The 17,195-nt window shown below is 42.2% G+C and carries 15 protein-coding genes; 3 read left to right on the forward strand and 12 right to left on the reverse strand.

Annotated elements, in window-relative coordinates:
- Window positions 1–338: 338 nt before the first annotated feature.
- The 10 genes from OTG27_RS24820 to OTG27_RS24865 form a co-directional block, all read right to left on the reverse strand.
- On the reverse strand, window positions 339–605 hold the full coding sequence (locus tag OTG27_RS24820) for a hypothetical protein (RefSeq protein ID WP_268938431.1): 267 nt from the start codon (window positions 603–605) through the stop codon (window positions 339–341).
- 611 nt (window positions 606–1,216) lie between these two features.
- Window positions 1,217–3,121 carry an endonuclease MutS2 gene (locus OTG27_RS24825; protein ID WP_268938432.1) on the reverse strand — a complete coding sequence of 635 codons (1,905 nt, stop codon included), beginning with the start codon at window positions 3,119–3,121 and terminating at the stop codon, window positions 1,217–1,219.
- A gap of 655 nt (window positions 3,122–3,776) precedes the next feature.
- A complete protein-coding gene (locus OTG27_RS24830) occupies window positions 3,777–3,929 on the reverse strand; it encodes a hypothetical protein (protein WP_153246156.1) in 153 nt (50 codons plus the stop codon).
- A 187-nt stretch (window positions 3,930–4,116) separates the two neighbouring features.
- Window positions 4,117–5,835: an adenine deaminase gene (locus OTG27_RS24835; protein WP_268938433.1), complete on the reverse strand. Its 1,719-nt coding sequence runs from the start codon at window positions 5,833–5,835 to the stop codon at window positions 4,117–4,119.
- Window positions 5,836–5,851: 16 nt separating this feature from the next.
- Entirely contained in the window at window positions 5,852–6,916 is a 1,065-nt protein-coding gene (locus OTG27_RS24840; protein WP_063575186.1) for an ABC transporter ATP-binding protein, read from the reverse strand.
- A gap of 15 nt (window positions 6,917–6,931) precedes the next feature.
- The gene (locus tag OTG27_RS24845; protein ID WP_048687496.1) at window positions 6,932–7,720 is read right to left on the reverse strand and encodes an ABC transporter permease; all 789 of its coding nucleotides are present in this window, start codon (window positions 7,718–7,720) and stop codon (window positions 6,932–6,934) included.
- Between the two features lie 6 nt (window positions 7,721–7,726).
- Entirely contained in the window at window positions 7,727–8,551 is an 825-nt protein-coding gene (locus OTG27_RS24850) for an ABC transporter permease (RefSeq protein WP_268938434.1), read from the reverse strand.
- Window positions 8,552–8,575: 24 nt separating this feature from the next.
- Window positions 8,576–9,505 (reverse strand): nucleoside hydrolase, encoded by a 930-nt coding sequence (locus OTG27_RS24855; RefSeq protein WP_098863931.1) that lies wholly within the window; start codon window positions 9,503–9,505, stop codon window positions 8,576–8,578.
- A 21-nt stretch (window positions 9,506–9,526) separates the two neighbouring features.
- Window positions 9,527–10,564, reverse strand: coding sequence for an ABC transporter substrate-binding protein (locus tag OTG27_RS24860; RefSeq protein ID WP_268938435.1), 1,038 nt, complete (start codon window positions 10,562–10,564; stop codon window positions 9,527–9,529).
- Window positions 10,565–10,756: 192 nt separating this feature from the next.
- Window positions 10,757–11,107, reverse strand: coding sequence for a DUF2294 domain-containing protein (locus OTG27_RS24865; RefSeq protein ID WP_098937524.1), 351 nt, complete (start codon window positions 11,105–11,107; stop codon window positions 10,757–10,759).
- Window positions 11,108–11,467: 360 nt separating this feature from the next.
- Here OTG27_RS24865 and OTG27_RS24870 point away from each other — a divergent pair, with 360 nt between their 5' ends.
- The 3 genes from OTG27_RS24870 to OTG27_RS24880 all read left to right on the forward strand — a co-directional run bounded on the left by OTG27_RS24870 (window position 11,468) and on the right by OTG27_RS24880 (window position 14,725).
- The gene (locus tag OTG27_RS24870; protein ID WP_268938436.1) at window positions 11,468–13,003 is read left to right on the forward strand and encodes a maltose/glucose-specific PTS transporter subunit IIC; all 1,536 of its coding nucleotides are present in this window, start codon (window positions 11,468–11,470) and stop codon (window positions 13,001–13,003) included.
- A 31-nt stretch (window positions 13,004–13,034) separates the two neighbouring features.
- On the forward strand, window positions 13,035–13,727 hold the full coding sequence (locus OTG27_RS24875) for an N-acetylmannosamine-6-phosphate 2-epimerase (RefSeq protein ID WP_098186299.1): 693 nt from the start codon (window positions 13,035–13,037) through the stop codon (window positions 13,725–13,727).
- A gap of 155 nt (window positions 13,728–13,882) precedes the next feature.
- Window positions 13,883–14,725 carry a MurR/RpiR family transcriptional regulator gene (locus tag OTG27_RS24880; RefSeq protein WP_057278473.1) on the forward strand — a complete coding sequence of 281 codons (843 nt, stop codon included), beginning with the start codon at window positions 13,883–13,885 and terminating at the stop codon, window positions 14,723–14,725.
- A 120-nt stretch (window positions 14,726–14,845) separates the two neighbouring features.
- Here OTG27_RS24880 and OTG27_RS24885 read toward each other — a convergent pair whose 3' ends face one another.
- The gene (locus OTG27_RS24885) at window positions 14,846–15,295 is read right to left on the reverse strand and encodes a YfmQ family protein (protein ID WP_268938437.1); all 450 of its coding nucleotides are present in this window, start codon (window positions 15,293–15,295) and stop codon (window positions 14,846–14,848) included.
- 209 nt (window positions 15,296–15,504) lie between these two features.
- Window positions 15,505–15,699 (reverse strand): hypothetical protein, encoded by a 195-nt coding sequence (locus OTG27_RS24890; RefSeq protein WP_063575181.1) that lies wholly within the window; start codon window positions 15,697–15,699, stop codon window positions 15,505–15,507.
- Window positions 15,700–17,195: the final 1,496 nt, after the last annotated feature.

The raw sequence follows: 17,195 nt of genomic DNA on the forward strand, positions 1-17,195 counted from the left end.
AAAAATTAAAAGACCTGAGTCCGATAGAATACCGAACTCAGGTCTTAGAAGCTGCTTAAATTATATGTCTAACTTTATTGGGTCAGATCAACTCGATGAAAATCGAGTTTGACTACAGTTTTTTTGCTTGCACAAATTTGGACGTTGATTTCCACTTCAGGCACTCGCTTTCCGCGGGCGGTCCGGGAGCCTCCTCGGCGCACTCGCGCCTGTGGGGTCTCCCTTGGACTCGCTCTTCCCGCAGGAGTCTCGCACCTTCCGTTCCAATCAACTTTACTAAATTTAGATCTAATAACTGAAACCTTTTAGAGAGGCTTTTTTGCATTTTGATGATCGTACTATTCACCAAGCTTCTTCCTGATATCCGCTGCTACATTCTTTAGCGCCTTTTTCGATCCCCGCTCTAAGTCATGGTTCAATTTCCTTTCTTTGTAGCTGACAAATAAAGAATCGAGATCATAGCCTTCAGGATATAAATCGACGGCCTTTATTTCAAGCTCGAGCTTATTGGCATGAACTTCCTTGAAGGTATCTTCGAAAAGAACGATGACATCTACCCCGCTAAACAAGGAGAGCCGTATCATTTTTGAAATTGTACTGGTCATATTTGGAACCCACCAACTAAAAAAATAGTTTATTTTGGAAACAAGGATTTTCATTCTAGGTATTTGGGTGTTAACCTTAACGGAGCAATTGGCGTTGCTATGGTTGGATAGATTTTTATTAATTTAAAGGATGATTAATCAAAAATGAAAAAATCAAACAAATATATTGTCCTATTTCTCTGGGTAGTATTATTTTTATATTTCTTTGATATGTATATACCCAAAGGTATTTATTATTTTGTTATAGGAATACCAGTACTTTTTCTTAGTTCAATTTTTATTTTAAAGATGTTTGATCATTCAAAAGATGTAAGAGGCTAAATATCTAGGTGATACTAACAACCTTTCAGATGATGTATGCATCCCTTTCTTATTATATCTTTCAACTCTAATTGATTTTGATTGTTTAATACCTTTTATATCTCCGTCTAGAGCCTAATCCTTCCTTCTTCACACGAGAAATTAAGACAAAATTAAAGGGTATGAGCCCTGTTCATACAGAACTCATACCCTGCCAATATCTAACTTTTTTTTGTGGAACACGGTTATCACAACCACTTTATTACAATTTCATAAATCATCCGTTTTTCCCTTTCAAAATCCCCCCCTGTTTATTCACCAAGCTTCTTCCGGATATCCGCTGCTACGTTCTTTAGCGCCTTTTTCGATCCCCGCTCTAAGTCATGGTTCAATTTCCTTTCCTTGTAGCCGACAAATAAAGTATTGAGATCATAGCCTTCAGGATATAAATCGACGGCCTTTATTTCAAGCTCGAGCTTATTGGCATGAACTTCCTTGAAGGTATCTTCGAAAAGTACGACGACATTATTGAAGGAGTCCTTTTTCTTATAAACGATCGCGTATCCATTCAGTTCGCTTACCTTCACTTTGTCGCCGACTTCATATTCATAAGATGATTCTTTAGGAACGGCCGCTGGCTTCGCTTTTTTGATTTTACTTTCCTGGACACGCTCCAAGTCGTAGTCTTTATTTTCGATATAGAGCTTTGCCTTTTGCAGTACCTTTTCACGGACATTCATTTTTTTGGCTATCCAAAGGGCATTACTTTCGCCAGATTGACCGATCAACAGCTTGTATTTTGGCTCAAGTGTTTCACTGTTGAATTGCATGGCCGCATTCATGAAATCACTGTGTATTTCCGAGTAGCGCTTGATTTCACCATAATGGGTCGTCGCAACGGTTATGCACCCCCTTTGATAAAATTCCTCAAGGATGCTAATCGCCAATGCGGCTCCTTCATTCGGTTCCGTTCCGCTCCCGATTTCATCGAACAGCAGCAAGGAGTTGTTGGTTATTGCCCCCATGATTTCCGAGATGTTTTTCATATGCGATGAAAACGTGCTCAGTGCATTTTCCATGCTTTGATTATCACCAATATCGACGAATACCTGGTCAAAGACGGCAAGCTCCGTCCCCTCTTTCCCGGCAACATGCAGTCCTGACATGACAGCCAATGTAAGGATGCCGATCGTTTTCAGGACGACAGTTTTTCCCCCGGCATTTGGGCCTGTGATAATCAAGCTGCGATAGTCCTTACCGATTTCAAAATCCAAAGGTACGCTGTCTTGCGGCAATAGTGGATGCTTACAGCCCGTTAATTTAATATACCCGTGATCATTGATTTTCGGTTCGATGGCGTCCATGCTTTTACTGAACTTGGCTTTTGCGAAGATCATGTCATATTGACTGATCAACTCGATGTTTATCTTGATCGGTTTCAGCTGTTCGAAAACCGTTCCGGATAATGTGGCCAAAAGTTGATACTCTTCCATCGATTCCTCCGCCTTTAAGCTTGCCAATTCTACATTCAATTTCGTAACAGAGGCAGGTTCAATGAACACGGTAGCCCCTTTTGCGGATACTTCCACGATCGTTCCGGCCACTTGATTTTTATAGGAGGCTTTGATCGGGATGGTGTAGCGATCATCCTTTTTACTGATGAAAAATTCCTGAATGAACTCTTTATTGGCTCCGCTCTTCAAGAACTTATTCAGCCGTTCCTCTATTTTACTTTCTGTCTTGATGATTTGGTTCCTGATCCGTTTCAGGTCCTTGCTTGCTTCGGAAACGACAGCATTTCCCTTTATGGTGAATTGGATTTCTTCTTCAATGCTCCTGAATTCAGTCATGGAGCGGGCGTAGGAATGCAGTGTCGGTGCAAAGAACTCTTTATCGGTCATGAATTTCTTGATATTCCTGCAGCCTCTTAAGAAGTCTGCTATCGCCACTAACTCTGACGGCTCCAAAATCATTCCTTTTTCCAGTTTGTCGATATGGAGGCCAATATGTGAAATGCCCTTTAAGGGAATATGGCTTTCCGCATTCAGTAAGTTCCTTGCCTCCGTGGTCTCGTTCAAACGGCTTTTAACGACCTTCAAGATGCCGCTCGGCTTAAGCCGATCCAACAACGCTTTCCCTAAACCGCTTACGCAATGGTTTTTAACCATTTCCTTGAGTTGGATATATTGTAATTTTTCATAAGTCATTGTATTCATCTAAAATCCTCCTTGAATGAGTGAGTGATTAAAAAATTCCCGAATCCAAAAAATGCCCGCAATGGTCCCCCTACCTTTACAAATGAACAAGCCATTTGAGTAGAAAGCTCCTGCGGGCATCGGCCTTATCCATGGATAAGTACCTGAAATCGATAACAAATAGGGCAGCTCGAATAGACCTGCGTACACAAAAAAGCATGATAGGACAAATCCCACCATGCTTTTCGCCGTAACACCTGCATGTTACACGAATTATGGAAAAGGAAGCAGTCTTAAGGTAGGTATTCACAATGCAGAATTGCACTGTGAAAAAAGGCATACTTAATCCACTGACAAATCAGTGATTAAATACCTTATTCAACTAAATTAGTTGATACCTACTCCCGACATAAAACACCACACCTTTTCTTAGATTGGAATTAACATACCATATCAGTAAGAAAGAGTCAATTCGTTTTTTTGCGGTTTTCCAAAGTTTCATTAAAAGATTCAAGAAAAAAATGCAGCCAAGCCCATAGTACCCCCCTTTTCATTGTCTGAATATTTACTTTAAAATCGGGGTATGTTATCCTTATATTGACATAAACTAAAAACAGCCTCATGCGCTAACATGAGGCTGACAACTAGCAAGAGTGGTTGGTCACAACTAACTTAATTAATCGTCAGAAGAAGAACCATTGCCATCTTGGGAGGATGAGTGGTTCTTTTTCCGTTTCTTGGCGAACATAGACAGGATAAGACTGGTTGCTACAGCAACAAATATCTCTTTACCCATATCTGTAATCAAGTTCAATAAGAAATGAATCAAGCGGTCACCTCCTTTCCAATCTATCATTAGATGGAAAAGCAAAGCGTGACCTACCACTCTATCCTCAGTTGTTCCTCTATTTTATCATATTTTTCCTTTAATGGTAATTATATGAAAATAGACAAATCCAGCTAACATTTGAAGCATTAAGAAAGGGGATTATCCATTGGATAATCCCCTTTTCGGTTTAAGCTTCATCACTCATCATGAGAGGGACTGTTTTCCCTTCGTTCACGTTGATCAATCCATGGTCGGTTATTTTCAGAGCCGGGCTGACAGGAAGCGATAAGGTGCTTAATGACATGATGACATTATAATGTTCGTAGCCTAACGACTTAAGTGCATCTGTCAGGTGCTGAACTTGCTTTGATACGATGTCCATCGGCTCTTCGGAAAGAATTCCTCCTACCGGAAGTGGAATCATCGATAGGACCTTGCCATCGTGGACGCAGCAGACACCGCCTTGCTTCCTTATTACTTCGTTAGCGGCAATCATCATATCCTGCTTATTATGGCCTATCACCAGAAGATTATGGTTATCATGCGAATAGGTTGTGGCGACAGCTCCACGCTTCAATACATCGCCGGTGATCAGCCCGTGCGCCCGATTACCGTTTTTCCCGTATCGTTCGAATGTGGCGATTAAACCATAAGGGCTTTCCTCCCAGCTTAATTGACCATCCTTCCCTTCGATACGATCATGGGTTTCAGATGTGAAAGTAGAACCGTTCTGCACGTTTATGATCCGGCACTTGCTGCTTTCAAGACTCTCCGGGATCGTAATGTTAAAATCGTTTTCGGTAAGTTCCGCAAGCTTCACACTTTGATAGAAATGCTCAGGAAATTGTTCTTCCTTCACTTCTTGGACATAGGGGCGTGAAGATTCATAAACTAGTTCACCTTTTTTGTATACTTGTTCAATTTCAAATGTTTCCAAATCCGATAGCAGCAGGAAGTCTGCTGTTTTCCCAGGTGCAATGGCGCCGCGGTCATGCATCCGCATCCGCTGTGCAGGTGTATAGGTGCATGCATAAATAGCTTTTTCCGGAGTCATCCCCATTTGGACGGCTTTCTTTAAAAGGACGTTCAAATGTCCTCTGTTTTGGAAAGAGTCGGTCATGACATCATCGGTGACAAAGCAGAAATGTTCATCCACCTGATTTTCCTTCAAGTAATCTATCACTTCTTCAGTCATTGATTTCTCTTGAATCTCAATGAACATCCCGGCAGCGATTCTCGCATCCATCCCTTCCACAGTCTGGTGTGTATGATCTGAATTCACTCCGGCATTAATAATCTTTTGCAAGTCCAAGTCGAGCAGCTTTGGAACGTGCCCCTCTATGATCAAATCTGGATAACGGGAACGGATATGGCACAAGATCTTATTCGTTTTGCAATCCGGGTCGGTTATGACTTCATAGTAATTCATGATCTCGCCGAGACATATAATGTCCTCGGTTTGCATCAATTCGTCTATATCATCTATTTCGATCGAACCGCCTGTTGTTTCCATCGATGTCGCTGGAACGGAGCTCGGGATGGCATAAAACATATCCGCTACGCAATCTTGACTTGCTTTGATCATTTCCTTCACACCGGAAATGCCGAAAACATTGGCCATTTCATGCGGTTCCGGCACGATCGTCGTCACGCCATTTTTGATTAGCCCGTAGGAAAAAGTCGCAGGCGTCACCATCGTACTTTCAATGTGGAGATGGATATCGATCAGACCTGGAACCATATACTTCCCCTGTCCATCGACGATTCGATCCGGCTCGAAGGCATCCAATTCACGTTCTCCAATATAATAGAACTTGCCATCCTTGATGGCTGCATTCCCTTTAATGAATCTTTTAAAATAGCTGTTAAACACGTTGATATCCCTTACAAGCATATCCATTCGCATAACTTCCCCCCCTAAGCTAGTCAACAAGCACCATCTGGTTTCTCGGAATTTCAAGGATGATTTCCTGACCCGTCCGGTAGGATTCCGCCATTTCCTTGTTCACGGTGAAATCCCCTATTGGAGTTTCAACAACATATTGATAGCTTCTTCCAAGATACGTACTTACCTTGACCCGGCCAGGTAAACTATTTTCCTGAACAGCTCCTGTGTTATCTTTTTCCCTGATCAACAGATCGTCCGGCCTGATGGCGCCTATTTTTCCCGTTGAATTGCTCATCTGCGGATCTTTGTGCAGCACAAATGAGTATCCAGATTTGTTCAGTTCAATTTTACCGTCATGATCTGTCCGCTTATCGAAGTCAATGAAGTTCTTGAAGCCGATGAAGTCCGCGACAAATTTGGTTTCAGGATATTTGTAAATGGTCGCAGGGTCACTAAGCTGTTCGATGATCCCTTTATTCATGATCGCCACCTGGTCGGATATCGAAAAGCATTCTTCCTGGTCATGGGAAACATATACCGTTGTAATCCCCAGCTCTTGTTGGATACGGCGAATCTCGACTCTCATATTCACCCTTAAGTTGGCATCAAGATTACTCAATGGCTCGTCAAATAAGAGGATGTCCGGCTCAATCACCAGTGCCCTGGCAATCGCAACCCGCTGCTTTTGCCCTCCAGAAAGCTCTTGGGGATATCGTTTTTCAAAACCTTTTAAATTAACGATTTCGAGTACATTCATTACTTTTTTTTCGATTTCACTTTTAGCATTCTTTCTCAGACGGAGACCGAATGCAATATTATCGAATATCGACAAATGCGGAAATAATGCATAGTTTTGAAACACAAAGCCAAAATTCCGCTTGTTGACGGGCACTTTCGTATAGTCCTTTTCCTTGAATAAAAACTTCCCTTCATTCGCCTGTAAAAACCCGGCAATTAACCTTAGAGTCGTCGTTTTCCCACAGCCGCTCGGGCCAAGAAGGGATACCAGTTTCCCTTTTTCAATCTCTAGATTGAAATCCTTTAATATATTCTGTTTGTTATAGGCTACAGATATATCTTGTAAAGTGAATAAAGCCACCCATCATTACCTCCTTTATCGTTTTGTGAAATAAGACAATCCCATGAGCCGTTCCACTATAAACATGAAGAAAGCGGTTATGAACATGAGCAATACGGAAATGGCCGAAATGGTGGGATCGAAGTAGTTCTCCACATACGTCAGCATCTGAATCGGAAACGTACTTACCCCAGGGCCTGTCATATAAACTGAAATGTCTACATTATTGAAGGATTCCAAGAAGGCAATCATGACTGCCGCCAGAATTCCTGATTTTATATTCGGGAGGACGACTGTAAAGAATGTGCCCAATTTACTCGCTCCGAGACTCTCGGCCGCTTCTTCAATGGAAAAGTCAAAGTTTGATAAGCTTGAAGAAATCACCCGGATGATGAAAGGCAGCATGATAACAGTATGTCCCACAAACAGGGCCGCATATATCGGAAGCTGATAAGTCCCCACAATGTAACGTAAAAACGCAAAGCCCAGCACAATTCCCGGTATTAATATCGGAGAAACGAAAAAGGCATTTATCACGCTTTTCCCTTTGAAATCAAACCGGCTTAATGCATAGGCAGCCGGCACTCCCAGTAACAGTGCCAAAAGGTTGCCCCCGAGTGAAACAAGGATGGACGTTTTAAAAGCGACCAAAAACATGTCCACATTAAAAATATTTTCGTACCATCTGAAAGAAAACTCTTCTGGCGGGAACTTCAAAATATTTCCGCCTTCAAATGACGTAACGGATATGATAAGCAAAGGCCCTAGTAAAAAAAGGAACACCAGGAATGTAAACAGGGCCAATCCTCGATTTTTTTCCTGCATACACCTCTACCCCTTTGGATTTAATTTTTTTGCCAAACCATTCATGATCGATATGATAAGGATGGTCACGGCAATCATTATCGTAGCGACAATCGATGCCACTTGCCATTCGTTCAATGTAATCGCGTTTTGATAAAGAAAGGTCGAAATGACCCGCTGTTTCCCGCCTAATAAAGCAGGCGTAGTATAAGCCGTGAAGCTTCCTACGAAAACAAGGATGCTGCCAATGACCAAACCTGGAACCGAAAGCGGAATGATCACTTTTGAGAATACGGCCAACCTTGATGCTCCAAGGCTCTCCGCCGCTTTTAATAAGTCCGTCTCGATGTTCTCCATCACACCCACCAGCGTCACGATGATCAATGGCAGGAATAAATGGACCAATCCGATGATGATGGCAGTGGGCGTGTACAATATATCAAGCGGCTTCTCAATCAAGCCCATGCCCATCAGCAATTTATTCACGACACCGTTTTTACCGATGATCACCATCCAGCTGAATGAGCGGACAACAGGGCTTGTTAATAGCGGGAAGATCGTCAGCAAAAGCATGATGGCTTTTTTTCGTTGTTTCAGTTTTGAAATATAATAAGCTGCTGGAAATCCCAATAGAATGCAAATGATTGTCGTGAACAGACTCACCCTAAGTGTCGTCAGCAGAATTTCAATAAAGTATCGGTCTTGGAAAAAATCGAGATATCCTTGTATGGAAAAACCGCCGCCTTCATGAAAAAAGGTCGTGCCAATCGTCATTAGGATCGGAATGATCATGAAAATCGTTAAAAATAGAACGCCTGGTAACAGCAACAGGTATAGATAGCGTTTCTTCACCTCGGAACCCCCTGTTCGTATTATTTATGAATTGATTATGCGAATGAACAGGTCGAAAAACGCTTCCGCATCGACGTCCAGACAAACTTGCGCATTCGGCTGCTTCATCAGCCTATTTTGAAAGTCGCAAACCATCTGTCCGTCACAAAGCTCGCTTTTTGTTTCAACATCCACATAATATTCTTCTCTGGTGACAAGATCTTCTTGCAACGCAATGGCTACAGCTAATGGATCATGCATTGCACATGCCCATATGCCGTTACGTTCAAAATACCTTTTCCGGTAATCTGATGTACTTTGCCTTATATAGTCAGCAAGTTCATGATTTTGAATCAATTGGATATGCTCTTCACCCAATAGAACCTTTCTCGTGACATCAAGACCAACTTGCGTGATGGATGCGAATCCCGCCTGTAATACGATTTTGGCTGCTTCAGGATCGACATACGTGTTATATTCAGAGGTCGGCGTGACATTGCCAACCCCTTTGATCACTCCGCCCATGAAAATGACTTCTTTAACGAGCTTGGTGATTTGCGGACATTTTTTCACCGCCAATGCCAAATTCGTAAGAGGTCCCGTCATGACAAGCGTCACTTCACCAGGAAAATTCAAAATGGAATTGATGATGAAATCAGAAGCAAATCCATCATCAGGCCGCTTTTTGACTGGCACATCCTTCAAGGCTCCGCCAATCCCGTCTTCGCCATGGATCCGGTGTTCAAAAAAGGGGCTTCTGATAATTGGGCTATCTGCCCCCTTTATGACTGAAATGTCCTGTTCATTCAATAAATCCAATATTTTGCATGTATTCAATGTTGCCGTATCAAGGGATACATTCCCGTTCACCGTTGTGACCGCCAATATGTCGAATTGACGGCTTTTAACAGCAAGAATGATCCCGATCGCATCATCTATTCCAGTATCCACATCAAGAATCATTTTTTTCTTCATCAAGCACACCTCGTTTCTTTCTTAGTGTGTAAGCTCACGATTCCAGCGATCGATCCATTGTTTCGAGTTTTCATTAACAAACTTCATGTCCAATACACGCAGGCTGTCAATGACGTCATCTCCATAGGTTAAGCCTTTCGCTTCCGTTTTAGATAGTTTGACTTCCGTATTGACAGGAGAATCCACTTTCGCTTTCGCTGATTTTTCCTGAACTTCCTTGCTTAAGATGTAATTCATGAATTCGCCTGCCAATTCTTTTTGATCGCTGGCTTTAACAATATTCACCGTATTCATTACTGCGTAGCCGCCTTCTTGAGGGGAAATGAACTTAGCATTGGGAACGGCTTCCTGTAAATCGCCAAAATACATTTCCATGATCGGGCCTGCAGCGATTTCCCCTTGCGAGAACATGTTGACGAACTCTGATGTTTGCCCATATTCCTTAACCGCATTCGGCATGATCTTTTTCATTTGATCGAACGCTTTATCCTCATTGAACTCTTCACTTCCGCTAGCTTTTGAAGCGGCATCCAAAAACATCGGTCCAGTTGTCGAAGTGATGGATGGGATCGTGATCTTCCCTGCCATATCCTTGCTCCAAAGATCTTTCCAAGAGGTGATCGGTTTACTCAATTCATCGGGATTATAGGCAATCCCAAATTGTGCAATGGTATAGGCTGGTCCATACTCAGCACCATTCGGCGCTTTTGCTTTGTCGTAGATATGATCAATATTCGGAATTTTGCTATGGTCAACTTTCTCAAATAACCCTTCATCGATTCCCTGCTGTGCATAGTAGTCGGATAAATAGATAACATCCACATCGCTATTCGATTGGCGCACTTTGTTCAATCGATCTGCATTATTTCCTGAATCAACGACAATCTCGACATTATGCTTCTTTTCAAATGGCTCATAGACTTCAGGACGGAAGAAATCATCGGCGAATCCCCAAGTGGAAACGACCAATTTAGCTGGTTTTTCCTTTCCATTGTCCTTTGAAGAGCATGCAGCTAAAACTAATGTGAACAGTGATAACATCATCAATATTTTTTTCATCATCCAAACCTCCAAGTTCATATTGTTTAAAATTTCCTTTTTACTGATTTACATGTAAAAAAAGACAATCTTAAATAGAATTGAAATTCTACCCAAGATTGTCTTTTCTTTGTAAACAAAGATAAAACTTATCATTTGGTTCTCTAGCGGCGTCCCCTCCAGATAAATCCGGAGGGAAATCCACTTATATGATTAAATAATTTTTTCCTTCAATACTATATTGGTGAATGCCAGCTGAGTCGCTGAGTCATAATCCCTCAGGACAGCTTCGATATCCCAACTCGTTTGCGTTTCCAGCTTTTGTTTCAGTTTCTTTTTATAAAGCAGGGACATATGGAAGTCAACCTCCTGCTTCAGGCTGGGAACTTCCCCTTCTAAAGCTTCAGAGCGCGGGGCACGTCGATGTTTGGCCTGAAATGTAATCACATTCTGCTCAACAGTAACCTTCAGCAGCGTCGTACCAAAGCCGAACAATTCCTTCGATACCTCATTATACATATGAGAAAGCAATTTCTTCGTTTCGTTAGCGTTTATCGGTAAGATGACTATCACCTGCCAAACTATCGTTTGAGGTAATTATATATACTTTTTTTTGATTGTACAAGATAATATTCGGATTTTGCACAAAAAAAATGTTTTTTCTTATTAAATAGTACGTTTACTCACCAATACACGAATTATAAAAATAAGCAATAAAGATTTCAATATATTCATATAACTTTTTATTCAATCCAGCACCTTCGATTAATGAAAACTTTTTCAGAGAAATAAGCACAAGATTGAAAACAGTTGATATAACCTTCCATCGCATTGTAAACGCTCTCAAAGGGATTTAATATAGCTAGTATAGAGCGATAAAAAATAAAGAGTATCAATGGCTCGTTAAATGAGGGAGGAATTTTTATGAAGAAAGCTTTCGAGAAAGCGCAACAATTCGGTAAATCTTTTATGCTCCCGATTGCCGTTTTGCCAGCGGCCGGTTTATTACTGGGAATTGGCGGTGCTCTTTCCAATCCAAATACAGTTGAAGCATATCCATTTTTAGACTTTGCTTGGCTGCAGGCCATTTTCACGATCATGAGTTCTGCAGGAAGCATCGTATTCGGCAACTTGCCGGTTATTTTTGCCGTAGGTGTTGCAGTAGGCCTGGCACGTTCGGATAAAGGGACCGCTGCATTGGCAGCCATGATCGGCTATTTCGTCATGAACAGTTCAATCAATGCACTGCTTCAAATAACCGGGGAACTTGCCAAAGAGAATTTGGCAGGTGCCGGACAAGGAATGGCCGTCGGGATCCAGACACTGGAGACCGGTGTGTTTGGCGGTATCGTAGTAGGGATCGTTGCCGCACTTTTGCACAATAAATATAATAAAATTCAGCTTCCGCAAGTGTTAGGATTTTTCGGGGGTTCACGTTTCATTCCCATCATCGTTTCCTTCGCATCCATCTTGGTTGGAGCCGTGCTTTTTATCGTATGGCCTTATTTCCAACTTTTCATAAACCAATTAGGTGCGCTGGTAACGAGCACAGGTACGATCGGGACTTTCTTTTACGGATTCATATTACGGATGCTCGGGCCGTTAGGGCTGCACCATATTTTCTACCTTCCCTTCTGGCAAACAGCATTAGGCGGAACGATGGAAATTAAAGGGCAGCTTGTCAGCGGGACCCAGAACATCTTTTTTGCACAATTGGCCGACCCAACTACCGTCAAGTATTATGAGGGTGTTTCCCGCTTCATGTCGGGACGGTTCATCACGATGATGTTTGGTCTGCCTGGCGCGGCATTAGCCATTTACCATTGCGCTAAACCTAAAAATAAGAAAATCGTGGCCGGTTTGCTGCTTTCAGCGGCCTTGACCTCTTTCTTAACAGGCATCACCGAACCGCTTGAATTCAGTTTCTTATTTGTCGCACCGATCCTTTATGTTTTTCATGCCTTGTTTGACGGACTTGCCTTCATGATGGCAGATATATTCAATATCACGATCGGTCAAACCTTTTCTGGAGGATTCATTGATTTTACTTTATTCGGGATACTCCAGGGCATCAGTAAAACAAACTGGATTTATGTACTTTTCGTCGGAATTCCGTGGTTTTTCCTATACTACTTCACTTTTAAATTCTTGATCAGGAAGAAGAATTTGAAAGTGGTTGGCCGTGAAGATGATGAACAGACCGCTGTTACACAAGTAACGGCATCAGAGAGAACCCAGACCATCGTTAACGGATTGGGCGGACAGGAAAATATCGAGATCGTCGATTGCTGTGCAACCCGTCTCCGTGTCACGGTAAAGGATGAAACATTGGTGAAAGAAGACGTCATAAAACAAACCGGTTCAAAAGGTGTCGTAAAAAAAGGAAACGGCATTCAAATAGTTTACGGTCCCCAAGTGACGATCATCAAAAATGAAGTGGAAGAATTCTTGGGACATTGAGAATATAGACAACGATAAGGACGTGTTAAACATGCAACAGGTGCTGGATAAAATTCACAAGGGCTTAATTGTATCATGTCAAGCATTGGAGAATGAGCCGCTGCACAGCTCTTTTATTATGGGACGCATGGCCATTGCTGCCAAAGAAGGCGGTGCGAAGTGCATTCGCGCAAACTCTGTAGCTGACATAATGGAAATCAAGAAAAATGTGGACCTTCCAGTCATAGGGATCATTAAACAGGTGTATGGACAAAACGATGTCTATATCACTCCCACCATGGCCGAAATCGATGCATTGATGGAAACCAAAGCGGAAATCATTGCGACGGATGCTACAGCCCGGGTAAGGCCGGACGGTAAAACGTTAAAGCAGTTTTATGGTGAAATAAGGGCAAAATATCCGGATGTCCTGCTAATGGCGGATGTATCCACCATTGAGGAAGCCAAATACGCTGACGATTTAGGATTCGATATTGTGGCGCCCACTTTATACGGCTATACGAACGAAACTCTCGGAGAGAAAATATATCAGGATGACTATGCTGTGCTCAAAGAGATTGTAAAAGCAGTGAAAAAAGCGAAAGTGATCGCGGAAGGAAATGTCATCACACCAGAAATCGCCCGCTCTGTATTGGATATGAACGTCCATGCAGTAGTGGTGGGCGGTGCCATTACCAGGCCGCAGCAAATCACCAAAAGATTCGTCGATGCCATCCAAGAATAGAAAATGACACATGGTAATGAAAAGACCCAGACTGGCAACAACAGTTTGGGTCTTTTTCTTTTTCATATTCCTGTTTCCGTTCCTCCGGTTATTGACGTCCCTGCTGGATACATTAAACTATAAATACAGATAAGAAATCCGAAATGGGTGATCAAATGGAATACCTAGCAGAAAACCTCATATACGGCATAGAGTGCAGCATGGACAAGTTCACCAAAACAGAGGAAGAATTGGCCCATTATATTCTGCAGCGCCCTGAAGAAGTAAGTCAGTTAACGATCAGTCAAATAGCTAAAAAGCTCCATATTTCACCTGCAACCATTACGCGTTTCTGCCAGAAATTAGCCTTTTCTGGGTTTAATGAGTTCAGGCATGAGTTAAAAAGGTTCGTCGATCTCCGAAATACGCCGAAAAACATGAAGAACATCAAGCAGGTGGATTATTTCGCTAAACTGTATCAAGATCACTTAGGTATCATTGATAATACCTTTCATATAACGACATATGACAATATCCAAAAAGCTGTCTCTTTCCTTACAAAGGCAAATAAGATTCATGTATATGGAATAGGGAGTTCTGGTATAGCGGCCCAGGAGTTCAAGTCCAAGTTCTTTCGTATCGGCTTAACTGTCGAAGCCATTACAGACCCCCATCAGTCCATGATGGATGCAGCTTTAAGTAACGAGAATAGTGTTGTCATCGGCATTTCCATTTCCGGAACGACGAAAGAAGTGATTTCTGCAGTTAAAATCGCAAAGAAGCAAGGCGCATGCATCTTGGTCTTTACTGGAGATAAGAATTCCGCACTCTCCCAGCTTGGCGACCTAACACTATTGGTCACAAGCAAAAACAGCATGCATATGGGACAAAACATCTCTCCATTGCTTCCGCTCCTTTTGCTTTTTGATTTATTATATACAGAGTTGGTAGCTAAAGATTATAAAAACCGGATAAGCATCAGGGAAAAGACTTTAAAGGTATTAACCGAGACCGACTGACTTTCGGCATCTGAAAGTTATCAGTTTGCTTGCTTAGCTGAACCTGCGCAATAGTCCTTGTCGTTATTCTTCATAAAAAAACTGCATCTCCAATTGGGGTGCAGTTCACTTTTATTCCTTTTAAACTAAATTCCTTATTACTGGCATGGAACGTTCTTGGAGGCTCTCGGAAAGAAGACTATACGCCACTACTTTATTCTTGTACTGTTTGACTACGTCCACATGGTCGTTGTACATGTACACATATAATCTAACATCGTTTTTTCCTCTTTTTACATCCATTATAATGGGAGTCCCGCTGTTCTCTGGATGTAAAAACAATTTCTCGTTCCCCGGAAATATATGATTTTTTTTCAAAAACTTAGCTTCGTTAAAATAATGAAGCACTTGAACTTTATCTTCACCTTCCAAACGCTTTCCATCAAAGGTCACGATTGCATCCGCGTCACTAATTTCAGAATGTATTTTAAATTTATTCATAATCCAATTCACGGCATCGGTTGGAAGACAGGTAACTAATAATTTAAGCAAACTTAAGATAATTGTCAAAATCAATACTGGCCATGTCATATTTGATCATCTCCGCTACTCTATTGTTTAATGATTCATCTATATATTTTTCATCCATAATTATGTCGAAAGGATTGTTTACTCAGCTTACAAAGGTATTGTTTCCAGATATCGATCAGATTCTTTTCGTTCATATTTTCGACACATTTGTGAACAAATTCACATTTCCATTCATTTTGATAGGCTATTATATAATCATTCATGGTATCTCAGGCTGATTTTATTACGAAGTAGATGATGCCCACAGTTAATATTAGGGCGAGACCGATATAAATATAACTAAGGTTCAATAAATTCCCTCTCGTTGCTGCAGAATAATCACTATCACTTTTCCCCGTTAATGAAAGGGTGCCGACCAGGGCAACTAAACAAATGACCACCACTGCTATTACACTTACCGTCATGAATCAACGCCTCCCAATATTATTTTCTATTTCCTTGAACCATTTAAAATCATTCCGATTCTCATCCTATTTCGCAGTGTAACTACATAAAGATCGCACCTAATTTGCATGTCAACATGACAGGTGGATCGCTCTTTGTGTTTACTGAGTAAATATTAGTAAAACCCTTCCCCTCTATAATAAAAGAACAACCATTTTTAGGACCATCCAATTCAGTAAAATTTCCACCATCCACTTGTTGATTTCCACTCCAGGCACTCGCTTTCCGCGGGCGGTCCGGGAGCCTCCTCGGCGCGCCTGCGGGGTCTCCCTTCGACGCGCTTTTCCCGCAGGAGTCTCGTATCTTCCGTTCCAATCAACTTTGTTTTATTTAGATAGAACCCTTTTGTTCACAAACTAGATAATAATTGTTTGCCGACAGCTTTTTTGTGGGTTTGTAAAATGGGAACGTTGATTTCCACTCCAGGCACTCGCTTTCCGCGGGCGGGCGGGAGCCTCCTCGGCGCGCCTGCGGGGTCTCCCTTCGACGCGCTTTTCCCGCAGGAGTCTCGTACCTTACGTTCCCATCAACTTTGTTTTAACATTCAGATGAAACCTTTTTTGTCGATAACAGGATTATGCCATGATGCACCTTACATACTGTAGATAAATTCGATAATAATGGCGTTGCCTACCCTTTTTATATGGCTTGTACAAAGTAGATATTGATTTCCACTCCAGGCACTCGCTTTCCGCGGGCGGGCGGGAGCCTCCTCGGCGCGCCTGCGGGGTCTCCCATGCCACGCTTTTCCCGCAGGAGTCTCGTACCTTCCGTTCCAATCAACTTTGTGTTTTAAAATAAGAAACTGTTGGCTCGTCTTATTCCAAACACTCTTTAAGACTAGCTTATCCTTCATGTTTTTTCTCTTGTACTCCTTAATGGATGGAAGAAATTTGCGACACTCCTGCCGAATTACTGGCTAGCCGAGACCCCACAGACGCTTGCGTCGAGGAGGCTTGGCAGACAGTCGGCGGAAAGGGAGCGGTTTTCTGAAATCAGCTGGATATTTATTTAGATAAGAACGTATGAAACTGGTTTTCTTCGAGTTTGTCAACAAAAGGAGATTTCGGAATATCTCAGGATTTACCCTTCATGGTTTTTTCCTGAAATACTTATTGGATGGAAGAAATTTGCGACACTCCTGCCGAAATACTGGCTAGCCGAGACCCCACAGGCTTGCGTCGAGGAGGCTTGGCAGACAGTCGGCGGAAAGGGAGCGGATTTCTGAAATCAAGCTGGATATTTATTAGAAAAGAACGTATGAAACTGGTTTTCTTCAGGTTTGTTTACAAAAGGAGATTTCGGAATATCTCAGGATTTACCCTTCATGTTTTTTCTCCTGTGCTCCTTAATGGATGGAAGAAATTTGCGACACTCCTGCCGAATTACTGGCTAGCCGAGACCCCACAGACGCTTGCGTCGAGGAGGCTTGGCAGACAGTCGGCGGAAAGGGAGC

Source organism: Peribacillus sp. AS_2 (assembly GCF_026891895.1).
Lineage (GTDB): Bacteria > Bacillota > Bacilli > Bacillales > DSM-1321 > Peribacillus > Peribacillus frigoritolerans.